Genomic DNA, 12,592 nt, shown 5'->3' with positions numbered 1-12,592 from the left:
CTAGTCATGCAGCGCACCGCCGCAACTGGAGCCCTGCCCGGCGGTGCAGGCGAAGCAGTGGTCGCGGCTGACGATGGGGTTGCCGTCCAGACGCGCATCGAGCAGGTCGCGCAGATGGGCGCGCTCACGGCCGATCAACGCCAGCGGCAGATCGAGCATCTGGTTGAAGTCGCAGTCGTAGAGGTAGCCCTGCCAGTCGACGCTGACCAGGCTGCGGCACATCAGGCCCTCCAGATTCTCCGGCCGGTAGCTGTCGCGCAGCAGCTGCATATAGGCGGCGAACTGGCCCTTGCTGACCAGGGTGCTGCCGAAGCGGGCGATGGGCTGGTTGGTGATGCACAGCAGGTGGTCGAAGCGGACGCCGAAGTCCTCGGCCAGGTGGCGCTTGTAGTCGGCCTCCAGCGCCGCCTGCGGCGGCGGCAGGCTGGGGCCCTGCGGGTTGTACACCAGGTTGAGCAGCAGGCCGCTGCCGGGTTGGCCGTAGCCGAGGGCGTTGAGCCGCCTGAGGCCGGCGATACTGGCGGCGAACACCCCGTCGCCACGCTGGCGGTCGACGTTCTCGCGCGAGTAGCAGGGCAGCGAGGCGGTGACCTCGACGCCGGCGCCGGCGAGGAACTCGGCCAGGTCTTCCTGGCCCGGTTCGCCGAGTATGGTCAGGTTGCAGCGGTCGATCACCCGCAGGCCCTCGCGCCGCGCGTGCCGCACTATCTCGCGAAAGCGCGGGTGCAGCTCCGGGGCGCCGCCGGTGAGATCCAGGGTGTGCACCGGATGGGCATCGATCACCCGATGCAGCACCGCCAGGCACTCGTCGCTCATGGCCTCGGTGCGGGTCGGCCCAGCGTTGACGTGACAATGCAGGCAGCGCTGGTTGCAGCGGTAAGTCAGGTTGACCTGCAGCGCTTCCAGCACACCGCGACGGATGGGCGGAAAGGCCAGCTGGTCGAGCAGGGGCAGCATGGCGTGCATCAACAAGTCCTCGGCGACGGCCAGCCATTAGAGCAGGTCTGGCGTGGCTCGTTACAGCATGGGCCGAAATCGCCGCCAAGCCCAGGGGCCGACATCGTTGCGAGGCTGGAGCGGGCTCCGCCTGCAGATCCGGCGACAGCGTCCGGGTCGAGCATGGCGATACCCGGCGCCGCAGAAATCGCAGGCACAAAAAAGCCCGCCATGCGGCGGGCTTCTTCGACAGGTCGCCGATCAATTACTTGATCTTGGCTTCCTTGTACATCACGTGCTTACGCACGACCGGATCGAATTTCTTGATTTCGATCTTGTCGGGGGTGGTGCGCTTGTTCTTGTCGGTGGTGTAGAAGTGGCCGGTACCGGCGCTGGACACCAAACGGATCAATTCACGCATGACTCTCTCCTTAAACCTTTTCGCCGCGAGCGCGCAGCTCGGCCAGCACTACGTCGATGCCACGCTTGTCGATGACACGCATGCCCTTGGCAGATACGCGCAGACGCACGAAGCGATTCTCGGACTCGACCCAGAAGCGATGGTGCTGCAGGTTCGGCAGGAAACGACGACGGGTTTTGTTGTTTGCGTGGGAAATGTTGTTCCCGGTTACCGGACCCTTACCGGTAACTTGACAGACTCTCGACATGCCTCAGCCCTCTAAAACCACATGCCCAACCCGGCATGGGTTGGCCGCTTAAACTCAATGTCATTGGCGCTCGGCGCCGCGTTTCTCGAGGGTCTTACCGGGCGCACTGCAAAGCGCAAGAACCGGGCCCCTAGAAAAGAGCGCTGCTTTATACCAGAAAGCCCCTGGCGCAACAAGGGAAAGCGCAGGATAAAAACAGTCGCCCGCACCCCGCCACCCAGCCGCCCCGGAGCCTGCCGGGGTTCACCCAGGCTCGACCATTCGTCGCCCGAAGCGGTATTCAGCTCCCGGCAAATCGACTAGGGTTAGGTCGTTGCCGGCCAACCCGGCGTTTCGTGAAGAAGGAGTTCGCCATGCGCCTGGCTCTCGCCGCCCTGCTCTGCGCCCCGCTACTGGCCCAGGCCGCCACCCTCAGCGTGTGCACCGAGGCCAGCCCGGAGGGCTTCGACGTGGTGCAGTACAACTCGCTGACCACCACCAACGCCTCGGCCGACGTGCTGATGAACCGCCTGGTGGAGTTCGACGCCGAACAGGGCAAGTTGCTGCCGAGCCTGGCGCGCAGCTGGTCGATCTCGGACGACGGCCTGGTCTACGACTTCCAGTTGCGCGACGACGTGCGCTTCCACCAGACCGCCGACTTTACGCCCAGTCGCAACCTCAACGCAGAGGATGTGCTATTTAGCTTCCAGCGCATGCTCGACCCCGCCCATCCCTGGCACCAGAGCGCCGCCAGCGGCTACCCGCACGCCCAGTCGATGCAGTGGCCCAGCCTGATCGCCGGCATCGAGGCGCCGGATGCGCATAGCGTGCGCATCCGCCTGAACCGCCGCGACGCCACCTTCCTCGCCACCCTGAGCATGGGCTTCGCCTCGATCTACCCGGCCGAGTACGCCGCCCAGCTGCTCGCAGCCGGCACCCCGGAAAAACTCAACAGCGCCCCGGTGGGCAGCGGCCCCTTCGTTTTCGAGCGCTTCCAGAAGGATGCCGTGGTGCGCTACCGCGCTAACCCCGAGTACTTCGCCGGCAAGCCGGCCGTCGACCGCCTGTTGTTCGCCATCACCCCGGACAGCAACGTGCGCCTGCAGAAACTGCGCCGCGGCGAATGCCAGATCGCCCTGTCGCCCAAGCCGCAGGACGTGCAGGCCATCGCCGGCGACGCCAAGCTCAAAAGCGCGCAGACCGCGGCCTTTATGACCGCCTTCGTCGGCATCAACAGCCAGCATGCGCCGCTGGACAAGCCGCAGGTGCGCCAGGCGATCAACCTGGCGTTCGACAAGGCCAGCTACGTCAAGGCGGTGTTCGAGGGCAGCGCCGAGCCGGCCAGCGGGCCCTACCCGCCCAATACCTGGAGCTATGCCGGCGAGTTGCCCGGTTACCCCCATGATCCGGCCAAGGCCCGCGCCCTGCTGGCCGAAGCCGGTCTGGGCGAGGGTTTCAAGACCACCATCTGGACCCGGCCGAGCGGCAGCCTGCTCAACCCCAACCCCAGCCTCGGCGCCCAGCTGCTGCAGGCCGACCTGGCCAAGGTCGGCATCGCTGCCGAAATCCGCGTGATCGAATGGGGCGAGCTGATTCGCCGCGCCAAGGCCGGCGAGCACGACCTGCTGTTCATGGGCTGGGCCGGCGACAACGGCGACCCAGACAACTTCCTCACCCCGCAATTCGCCTGCGCCTCGGTGCAGTCCGGGCTGAACTTCGCCCGCTACTGCGACGACGCGCTGGACCTGCTGATCGCCGACGGCAAGGCCAGCAGCGACCAGGCCGAACGCAGCCGCCTGTATCGGCAGGCGCAACAGATCATCCAGGAGCAGGCGCTGTGGCTGCCGCTGGCCCACCCCACCGCCTTCGCCCTGCTCAGCGCCAAGGTCGAGGGCTATAAAGTCAGCCCCTTCGGCCGGCAGAATTTCGCCGCGGTAAGCCTGGCACCTTGAGCCGGGCACACTCGTGTGCAGGGCGTACCGGTGCGCCCTGCACGGTTGCCTCCACCGCCCCGCTATATCCAGCCCAGCTCGGCCATCGACAGAGGCTCGCCGTCGCCGACGATGAAATGGTCGAGCACCCGCACGTCCACCAGCGCCAGCGCGTCCCTGAGGCGCTGGGTCAGCACGCGGTCGACCTGGCTCGGCTCGGCGACGCCGGATGGATGGTTGTGGGTCAGGATCAGCGCGGCGGCGTTGTGTGCCAGGGCGCGCTTGACCACCTGCCGTGGGTAGACGCTGGCGCTGTCGATGCTGCCGTGAAACAGCGCCTCGAAGGCCAGCACGCGATGCTTGGCATCGAGGAACAGGCAACCGAACACCTCGTGCGGCTCGTGGCGCAGCAGTGCCTTGAGGTAGTCGCGCACCGCCTGCGGGCTTTCCAGCGCGGAGTCGCGGCGCAGCCGTTCGGCCAGGTGGCGGCGGGCCATTTCCAGCACCGCCTGCAACTGCGCGTACTTGGCCGGGCCCAGGCCGAGGTGCTGGCTGAAATCGGCCAGATCGGCCTGCAGCAGGGCGCGCAGGCTGCCGAACTCGGCGAGCAGCTGGCGCGCCAGGTCCACCGCGCTCCTGCCCGCCACCCCGGTGCGCAGGAAGATCGCCAGCAGCTCCGCATCGGTCAGCGAGGCGGCACCCTGGGCCAGGAGTTTTTCCCGCGGGCGCTCCGCCGCGGGCCAATCGCGAATGCTCATCTCACCTCCTTGTCCGAGCCAGGCGCCCGCTGCTCCGCTGCGGGCGCTGTGCTATCGTAGCCCATCTTTTTACGCGGGGCCGGCCTGGGGAGGCGTTGGCACCGTGGCGCACATCCACCTGTATATAAAAGGCAGGCCTATGCAGCGGCTGTATCGCAAACGCATCATCGTCGGCGTCGGTGGCGGCATCGCCGCCTACAAGAGCGCCGAACTGGTGCGCCGACTCAAGGATCAGGGCGCCGAAGTGCGCGTGGTGATGACCCAGGGCGGGCGCGAGTTCATCACCCCGCTGACCCTGCAGGCCCTCTCCGGCCATCCGGTGCACCTCGACCTGCTCGACCCGGCCGCCGAAGCCGCCATGGGCCATATCGAGCTGGCGCGCTGGGCCGACCTGATCCTCATCGCCCCGGCCACCGCCGACCTGATCGCGCGCCTGGCCCAGGGCATCGCCAACGACCTGCTGACCACCCTGGTGCTGGCCACCGATGCGCCGATTGCCCTGGCCCCGGCGATGAACCAGGCGATGTGGCGCGACGCCGCCACCCAGGCCAACCTGGAACTGCTGCAGCAGCGCGGCATGCGCATGTTCGGCCCGGCCGCAGGCGCCCAGGCGTGCGGCGACGTCGGCCTCGGCCGCATGCTGGAAGCCGAGCAGCTGGCGCAACTGGCCGCCGACTGCTTCCAGCGCCAGGCGCTGGACGGCCTGCATATCCTGATCACCGCCGGGCCGACCCAGGAAAACATCGACCCGGTGCGCTACATCACCAACCACAGCTCCGGCAAGATGGGCTTCGCCCTGGCCGAGGCCGCCGCCGAAGCCGGCGCGCGGGTGACCCTGGTCAGCGGCCCGGTGCACCTGCCGACGCCGGACCGGGTCAGCCGCATCGACGTGGTCAGCGCCCGCGACATGCTCGCTGCCTGCGAAGCGGCGATGCCCTGCGACGTGCTGATCGCCGCCGCCGCGGTGGCCGACTACCGCCCGGAAGTGGTCGCCCAGCACAAATTGAAGAAAGACCCCACCAGCGGTGATGGGCTGCTCCTGCAAATGGTGCGCAACCCGGATATCCTCGCCACCATCGCCGGCCGCGCCGATCGCCCGTTCAGCGTCGGCTTCGCCGCCGAGACCGAGAACCTGCTCGAATACGCCTCGCGCAAGCTGCGCGACAAGAACCTCGACCTGATAGTCGCCAACGATGTGGCCAACCCCAGCATCGGCTTCAACAGCGAGGAAAACGCCATCACCGTGATCGACCGCGAGCTGCAGCAGAGCAGCTTCGCCCAAACCAGCAAGGGCAAGATCGCCCGCCAGTTGATCACCCTTATCGCCGACCGCCTGAACAAGAACTGACCATGCACGCTTTGCAAGCCAAGATCCTCGACCCCCGCCTCGGCCAGGACTTTCCCCTGCCGCAGTACGCCACACCCGGTTCGGCCGGCCTCGACCTGCGCGCCATGCTCAAGGAGGACGTCGTTCTCGAGCCGGGCCAGACCCTGCTGATCCCCACCGGCCTGTCGATCTATATCGGCGATCCGAACCTGGCCGCGCTGATCCTGCCGCGCTCGGGCCTGGGCCACAAACACGGCATCGTCCTCGGCAACCTGGTCGGCCTGATCGACTCGGACTACCAGGGCGAGCTGATGGTGTCGTGCTGGAATCGCGGCCAGAGCGCGTTCCGCATCGCCGTCGGCGAGCGCATCGCCCAGCTGGTGCTGGTACCGGTGGTGCAGGCGCATTTCGAGTTGGTCGAGGAGTTCGACGAGAGCCAGCGCGGCGCCGGCGGCTTCGGCCACTCCGGCAGCCACTGAGCCCAATGCCAACACGGACGACCCGCCGAGGAGCCCCCGCGTGAAACTCTTCAAGCGCACCGCCAAGGAAGCCGACAGGCCTCTGAACGACGCCGCGGCAGCGAAACAGCCGACCGGCAAAGCGCTCGGCCCGTTGCTGCCCGGCCTGCTCGCCGCCGCCCTCGGCATCGGCGCCGGCGGCGCCCTGCTGTGGTTCGCGCAGAACAGCGACAGCCAGGCCCGCCAGGCCGAGCTGACCCAGGCCATCGGCAGCAGCCAGGCCGCCGCCGTGCAGCAGGCGCTCAAGCAGCTGCAGGCCGACAACCTCGCCGCCGCGCGCAACCCCGAGCTGCTGCAGGCGCTGCAGAGCGGCGACAACCAACAGCAACGCGACGCCGAGCGACGCCTGGGCTACTGGGACGGCGTGGTCGACGCCCACCTCAACCGCCGCGCCGAAGCGGTGCAGGACGGCAGCCGCGCTGCGCCGATGAACTTCGCCGGACTGGACATGCTGCGCCGCGCCGAAAGCGGCCAGCAGCCGGCAGTGGAGGCCTATCGGGTCGGCGACCGCTGGCTGGCTTACAGCGCCGTGGCGCTGCGCCTGAACGACAACCAGCCGGCGCAGGGCACCCTGCTGCTGGCCGTCGACCTCCAGCGCCTGCTCGCCAGCCTGCCGCCGCTGCCGGTGGAGCTCGGCCAGCTGCAACTGGTGCAGAAGTTCGGCAACAGCCCGCCCCAGGTGTTGCTGCAACGCGGCCAGAGCGAGGGCGGCACGGCGCAGAGCTTCGCCACCGGCAACCCCAACTGGACGCTCAGCTTCGCCCCCGGCCCGGCCCTGGCCAGCGGCCTGCCGCCGACCCTGCTCGGCCTCGCCGCCCTGCTCGCCCTGGGCGGCGCGCTGATCGGCCTGATGCTGCTGCAGAGCGCTCAGCAGCGCCGCCTGCTCGACGACGTTCAGCGACTCGCGCAGATGCTCAAAGAACTCTCCGCGGGCAAAGCCGTCAAAGCCATCAGCCTGAGCCTGCCGGCCCTGGACAGCCTGGCCCAGGGCCTGGCGCGCCTGCCGCGCCGCAGCAACGACAGTGCCGGCAGCGCCACGGGCAACGGAACAGCCGCGGCCCCCGCCGCCCAGCCCGCGAGCAAGCCGGCGGAGGCGGTCGACCCGCTGTTCCAAGACACCGATATCCTCGATATCGACATTCTCGACGACGACCAGGATCTCCTGGGACTGGAGCAGACATCCGCAATGACCATTAGCCAAAGCGCCCCGACCCTCCCCGCCGACATCTTCCGCGCCTACGACATCCGCGGTGTGGTGGGCGACAGCCTGACCGCCGAATACGCCTACTGGATCGGCCGCGCCGTCGGTTCGCAGAGCCTGGCGCAGGGCGAGCCCAACGTCATCGTCGGCCGCGACGGCCGCCTGTCCGGCCCCGAGCTGCTGCAGCAACTGGTGCAGGGCCTGCTCGACTGCGGCTGCCAGGTCACCGACGTCGGCATGGTGCCAACCCCGGTGGTGTACTTCGCCGCCAACGTGCTCGAAGGCCGCTCCGCGGTGATGCTCACCGGCAGCCACAACCCGCCGGACTACAACGGCTTCAAGATCGTCATCGCCGGCGACACCCTGGCCAACGAGCAGATCCAGGCGCTCAAGGCGCGCATCGACAACAACGACCTGGCCAGCGGCGTCGGCAGCGTGCAACAGGTCGACGTGCTGGAGCGCTACTTCAAGACCATCCGCGACGACATCGCCCTGGCCAGGCCGCTCAAGGTGGTGGTCGATTGCGGTAACGGCGCCGCCGGGGTGATCGCCCCGCAACTGATCGAGGCCCTCGGCTGCAGCGTGATCCCGCTGTTCTGCGAAGTCGACGGCACCTTCCCCAACCACCACCCGGACCCGGGCAAGCCGGAGAACCTGGTCGACCTGATCGCCCGGGTCAAGGCGGAAAACGCCGACCTCGGCCTGGCCTTCGACGGCGACGGCGACCGCGTCGGCGTGGTGACCAACACCGGCACCATCGTCTACCCGGACCGCCTGCTGATGCTGTTCGCCAAGGACGTGGTGTCGCGCAACCCCGGTGCCGACATCATCTTCGACGTCAAATGCACCCGCCGCCTGACTCCGCTGATCAGCGGCTACGGCGGTCGCCCGGTAATGTGGAAGACCGGCCACTCGCTGATCAAGAAGAAGATGAAGGAAACCGGCGCGCTGCTGGCCGGCGAGATGAGCGGGCACATCTTCTTCAAGGAGCGCTGGTACGGCTTCGACGACGGCATCTACAGCGCCGCGCGCCTGCTGGAAATCCTCAGCCTCGACAAGCGCGACGCCGAACACGTGTTCAGCGCCTTCCCCAGCGACATCTCCACCCCGGAGATCAACATCCAGGTCACCGAGCAGAGCAAGTTCCCGCTGATCGAGCGCCTGCAGCGTGAAGGCCAGTGGGGCGAAGCCAACCTCACCAGCATCGACGGCGTGCGCGTCGACTATCCCAAGGGCTGGGGCCTGATCCGCGCCTCCAACACCACGCCGGTGCTGGTGCTGCGCTTCGAGGCCGATACCCAGGAAGAGCTGGAGCGCATCCAGGATGTGTTCCGCGGCCAACTGCACAAGGTCGCCCCCGACCTGCAACTGCCCTTTTGATCGATTTGTTCCAGGAGCCCCCCATGACCCTCGAGCGTGACGCCGCCGCCCAGGTTGCCAAGGTACTGTCCGAAGCCCTGCCCTATATCCGCCGCTTCGTCGGCAAGACCCTGGTGATCAAGTACGGCGGCAACGCCATGGAAAGCGAGGAGCTCAAGCAGGGCTTCGCCCGCGACATCGTGCTGATGAAGGCCGTCGGCATCAACCCGGTGGTGGTGCACGGCGGCGGCCCGCAGATCGGCGATCTGCTCAAGCGCCTGTCCATCGAGAGTCATTTCATCGACGGCATGCGCGTTACCGACACCGCCACCATGGACGTGGTGGAGATGGTGCTCGGCGGCCAGGTCAACAAGAGCATCGTCAACCTGATCAACCAGCACGGCGGCAGCGCCATCGGCCTGACCGGCAAGGATGCCGGGCTGATCCGCGCCAAGAAGCTCAAGGTCAGCCGGCAGACGCCGGAAATGACCCAGCCGGAAATCATCGATATCGGCCACGTCGGCGAGGTCACCGGGGTCAACACCGACCTGCTCAACATGCTGGTCAAGGGCGACTTCATCCCGGTGATCGCACCGATTGGCGTCGGCCCGGACGGCGAGTCCTACAACATCAACGCCGACCTGGTGGCCGGCAAGGTGGCCGAAGCGCTCAAGGCCGAGAAGCTGATGCTGCTGACCAATATCGCCGGCCTGATGGACAAGCAGGGCGAAGTGCTCACCGGCCTGACCACCGAGCAGGTCGACGCGCTGATCGCCGACGGTACCATCTACGGCGGCATGCTGCCGAAGATCCGCTGCGCCCTGGAAGCGGTGCAGGGCGGCGTGCACAGCGCGCACATCGTCGACGGCCGGGTGCCCAACGCGGTGCTGCTGGAGATCTTCACCGACAGCGGCGTCGGCACCCTGATCACCAACCGCAAGCGCCATTGAAAAGCGGCCGCTAGCGGCCTGCCGATGCCCCTCTCCCTCCGGGAGAGGGTGCCCGCGGCCGTACCGCCCAACCGGCGTGTTCGCAAAGCCGGTGCGCACGGCCTGGGCGGCCACGCTATGCCCTACGGGCTAACGCCGGCCATCGAGCCGGTTTATCACCGGCCATCCGTGTGGCGACTCGAACTTGCCGCAAGTCCGCGCAAGAGCGACCCTCGCCAGGCAACCCTCGTAACGGAGCGCCCATGAGCAGCCGGCCCGAACCCAGCCAGTTCAGCTTCTTCCACCCCCTGCGCGTGCGTTGGGCCGAGGTCGATCCGCAGAGCATCGTCTTCAACGGCCACTACCTGACCTACGCCGACGTCGCCATCACCGAGTATTTCCGCGCCCTCGGCGTGGCCTACCCGGCCGATCTGGCGCAAGACGGCGGCGACTTCTTCGCCATCCGCACCCTGCTCGAATACCGCGCCCCGGCGCGCTTCGACGAGCAGCTGCAGATCGGCATCCGCGCCGCCCGCCTCGGCCGCTCCAGCCTGACCTTCGCCCTTGGCATCTGGCGCGACGGCGAGCTGCTCACCAGCGGCGAGATCGTCTACGTGCATGCCGATGGTGCCACGCGCAGCAGCGCGCCGCTGCCGGGTTGGCTGCGGGAGAAGATTCTGGGCTTCGAGAGGACGGCGCCGCAGAGCTGAGGCGCCAGCGCTTAGGGCTTGGCCTTAGGCGCGCCGAACAGCTCGGCCAGCCGGGCACGGTCGGCAGCGAAATCGGCCTCGGCCTTCTTGCGCGCCTCCTGGTAGCGGGCGATATCGCGCAGCAGGCGCTGCTGTTCGTCCTTGAGATTGTTGATCTGCACCAACAGGTGCTCCGGCACCGCCCGTCCGGCACGTTCGTGGTCGGCAGCCTGGCTCTGCAGGTTGGCCTGCTGGGTACGCACCGACTGCAGGTTGCCGCGCGCCACGCTGGTCACCCCGTCCAGCTCGGCGAGCTTACGCTCGCGGGCCCGGTCGACGTCGTCCAGGTTGGTGTACAGCCGCAGCAACTGCGCATCGCTGCTGGCACGCGCCTTGTCCGCCTGCATCCGGGCGAACTCCTCGGCCGTCGGCGCCGGCGGGATCACCCGCAGCACCCGGCCCTGGTCGTTGAGCACCTCGTAGCCCTTGGCGATGAACTCCGGTGGCACGCCCTGGCGGCTGAGCACCGTCACGCCCTTGTCGTCGACGTAGCGATACAGCTCGGCGGCCACCCCCGACAACGGCAGTAGCAAGCTGAGCAGCAGCGTACAGCGGGTCAGGAGCGGCTTGGGCATAAGAGGCAGATACCTTGTGCTGGACTAGATTCCGTACTCGGCGCGATAGGCTTGCACAGCCGGCAGATACTGCTTCAGTTCAGCATCCCCCGCCAGATATTCCAACACCTGCTCGAGTGACACGATGCTCACTACCGGCATGCCGAAGTCGCGCTCGACTTCCTGAATGGCGGACAGCTCGCCCTGGCCGCGCTCCTGGCGGTTCAGCGCGATCAGCGTGCCGGCGGCCTGGGCGCCCTGGCCCTGGATGATCTGCATCACCTCGCGGATCGCGGTGCCGGCGGTGATCACGTCGTCGACGATCAGCACCCGGCCCTTGAGCGGCGCGCCGACCAGGGTGCCGCCCTCGCCGTGGTCCTTGGCTTCCTTGCGGTTGAAGCACCAGGGCAGGTCGCGGCCGTGGTGCTCGGCCAGCGCCACCGCGGTGGTCGCCGCCAGCGGGATGCCCTTGTAGGCCGGACCGAACAGCACGTCGAAGTCGATGCCGCTGTCGACGATGGCCGCGGCGTAGAAACGCCCCAGCTGGGCCAGCGCCAGGCCGCTGTCGAACAGCCCGGCGTTGAAGAAATAGGGGCTGGTGCGCCCGGACTTGAGGGTGAACTGACCGAAACGCAGCACCCCGCGTTCGATGGCAAAACGGATGAAATCGCGCTGGTACGCTTGCATGAAAAAGCCCCGGGCGGCACGGATTTAGCTAATTAAGATGAGCTCGGGTATCATACACGCACGTGTTTTTGGGGGCCATTTATGCGGATCATCAGTGTGAACGTGAATGGTATTCAGGCTGCGGCCGAGCGAGGATTGCTCAGCTGGCTGCAAGCCCAGAATGCCGACGTGATCTGCCTGCAGGATACCCGTGCCTCCGCCTTTGAAATGGACGACCAAGCCTTCCAGCTGGATGGTTATTTCCTCTATGCATGCGATGGTGAAGTGCCCAGCCAAGGTGGCGTGGCACTCTATTCGCGGTTGCAACCCAAGGCGGTGATCAGCGGCCTCGGCTTTGAAATGGCCGACCGTTATGGGCGCTACCTGCAGGCCGATTTCGACAAGGTAAGTATCGCTACCCTGCTGCTGCCATCGGGGCGGGACGGCGACGAGAGCTTGAACCAGAAGTTCAAGTTCATGGACGACTTCACCCATTATCTGGACAAGCAACGGCGCAAGCGTCGCGAGTACATCTACTGCGGCTCGCTGCACGTGGCGCACCAGAAGCTGGACGTGAAGAACTGGCGCGACTGTCAGCAGTCACCGGGCTTCCTCGCGCCCGAGCGCGCCTGGCTGGATGAGGTGATCGGCAGCATGGGCTATGTCGACGCCCTGCGCGAAGTCAGCCGCGAAGGCGACCAGTTCAGCTGGTGGCCGGACAGCGAGCAGGCGGAAATGCTCAACCTGGGCTACCGCTTCGACTACCAGCTGCTCACCCCGGGCATGCGCCGCAGCGTGCGCACCGCGCGCCTGCCGCGCCAGCCGCGCTTCTCCCAGCATGCGCCGCTGATCGTCGACTACGACTGGATTCTCAGCGTCTGATCGACAGGTAGAAAAAAGCCGGCATCGCGCCGGCTTTTTTATTTATTACACCCTTATTTTTAGCGGATTCTAACGTAGCTCCATCGCCAGCCCATACTTCAGCCCATACTCTTAAGTGAGGCTTGCCCTCCACGC

At 67.1% G+C, this 12,592-nt stretch carries 13 protein-coding genes; 7 read left to right on the top strand and 6 right to left on the bottom strand.

The window, feature by feature from the left end; all coding sequences use genetic code 11:
- From arsS to rpmB, 3 genes are all read right to left on the bottom strand, one after another.
- The gene (gene arsS, locus ACIGFL_RS23130; protein ID WP_021443891.1) at positions 1 to 966 is read right to left on the bottom strand and encodes an arsenosugar biosynthesis radical SAM (seleno)protein ArsS; all 966 of its coding nucleotides are present in this window, start codon (positions 964 to 966) and stop codon (positions 1 to 3) included.
- Between the two features lie 235 nt (positions 967 to 1,201).
- A complete protein-coding gene (gene rpmG / locus ACIGFL_RS23125) occupies positions 1,202 to 1,357 on the bottom strand; it encodes a 50S ribosomal protein L33 (RefSeq protein WP_003464575.1) in 156 nt (51 codons plus the stop codon).
- Between the two features lie 10 nt (positions 1,358 to 1,367).
- The gene (gene rpmB, locus ACIGFL_RS23120; RefSeq protein ID WP_021444015.1) at positions 1,368 to 1,604 is read right to left on the bottom strand and encodes a 50S ribosomal protein L28; all 237 of its coding nucleotides are present in this window, start codon (positions 1,602 to 1,604) and stop codon (positions 1,368 to 1,370) included.
- Positions 1,605 to 1,957: 353 nt separating this feature from the next.
- On the opposite strand from rpmB, the gene ACIGFL_RS23115 reads away from it, so the two are divergent.
- On the top strand, positions 1,958 to 3,535 hold the full coding sequence (locus ACIGFL_RS23115; protein WP_397498691.1) for an ABC transporter substrate-binding protein: 1,578 nt from the start codon (positions 1,958 to 1,960) through the stop codon (positions 3,533 to 3,535).
- A 62-nt stretch (positions 3,536 to 3,597) separates the two neighbouring features.
- Here the strand turns inward: ACIGFL_RS23115 and radC are convergent, their stop codons facing one another.
- On the bottom strand, positions 3,598 to 4,272 hold the full coding sequence (gene radC / locus ACIGFL_RS23110) for a DNA repair protein RadC (RefSeq protein WP_397498690.1): 675 nt from the start codon (positions 4,270 to 4,272) through the stop codon (positions 3,598 to 3,600).
- Positions 4,273 to 4,411: 139 nt separating this feature from the next.
- Here radC and coaBC point away from each other — a divergent pair, with 139 nt between their 5' ends.
- The 5 genes from coaBC to ACIGFL_RS23085 all read left to right on the top strand — a co-directional run bounded on the left by coaBC (position 4,412) and on the right by ACIGFL_RS23085 (position 10,316).
- Entirely contained in the window at positions 4,412 to 5,620 is a 1,209-nt protein-coding gene (gene coaBC, locus ACIGFL_RS23105; protein WP_397498689.1) for a bifunctional phosphopantothenoylcysteine decarboxylase/phosphopantothenate--cysteine ligase CoaBC, read from the top strand.
- A 2-nt stretch (positions 5,621 to 5,622) separates the two neighbouring features.
- Positions 5,623 to 6,078, top strand: coding sequence for a dUTP diphosphatase (dut, locus tag ACIGFL_RS23100; RefSeq protein WP_122110045.1), 456 nt, complete (start codon positions 5,623 to 5,625; stop codon positions 6,076 to 6,078).
- Between the two features lie 1,225 nt (positions 6,079 to 7,303).
- The gene (gene algC, locus ACIGFL_RS23095; protein ID WP_397498730.1) at positions 7,304 to 8,698 is read left to right on the top strand and encodes a phosphomannomutase/phosphoglucomutase; all 1,395 of its coding nucleotides are present in this window, start codon (positions 7,304 to 7,306) and stop codon (positions 8,696 to 8,698) included.
- A 23-nt stretch (positions 8,699 to 8,721) separates the two neighbouring features.
- Positions 8,722 to 9,627: an acetylglutamate kinase gene (argB, locus tag ACIGFL_RS23090; RefSeq protein WP_021446444.1), complete on the top strand. Its 906-nt coding sequence runs from the start codon at positions 8,722 to 8,724 to the stop codon at positions 9,625 to 9,627.
- A gap of 242 nt (positions 9,628 to 9,869) precedes the next feature.
- Positions 9,870 to 10,316, top strand: a complete 447-nt coding sequence (locus ACIGFL_RS23085) for a thioesterase family protein (RefSeq protein ID WP_122110047.1) — start codon at positions 9,870 to 9,872, stop codon at positions 10,314 to 10,316.
- A gap of 11 nt (positions 10,317 to 10,327) precedes the next feature.
- On the opposite strand, the gene ACIGFL_RS23080 is transcribed toward ACIGFL_RS23085, so the two are convergent.
- Positions 10,328 to 10,930 carry a DUF4124 domain-containing protein gene (locus tag ACIGFL_RS23080; RefSeq protein ID WP_021446446.1) on the bottom strand — a complete coding sequence of 201 codons (603 nt, stop codon included), beginning with the start codon at positions 10,928 to 10,930 and terminating at the stop codon, positions 10,328 to 10,330.
- Between the two features lie 24 nt (positions 10,931 to 10,954).
- On the bottom strand, positions 10,955 to 11,596 hold the full coding sequence (gene pyrE / locus ACIGFL_RS23075; RefSeq protein ID WP_122110048.1) for an orotate phosphoribosyltransferase: 642 nt from the start codon (positions 11,594 to 11,596) through the stop codon (positions 10,955 to 10,957).
- 81 nt (positions 11,597 to 11,677) lie between these two features.
- Between pyrE and ACIGFL_RS23070 the strand changes: the two genes are divergently transcribed.
- Positions 11,678 to 12,457: an exodeoxyribonuclease III gene (locus ACIGFL_RS23070; RefSeq protein WP_031304344.1), complete on the top strand. Its 780-nt coding sequence runs from the start codon at positions 11,678 to 11,680 to the stop codon at positions 12,455 to 12,457.
- Positions 12,458 to 12,592 lie beyond the last annotated feature (135 nt).

This window comes from Pseudomonas sp. NPDC077649, assembly GCF_044542855.1.
GTDB lineage: Bacteria > Pseudomonadota > Gammaproteobacteria > Pseudomonadales > Pseudomonadaceae > Aquipseudomonas.
Note: the sequence above shows the minus strand (reverse complement) of the source record. Positions and strands in the feature narration are given on the sequence as shown.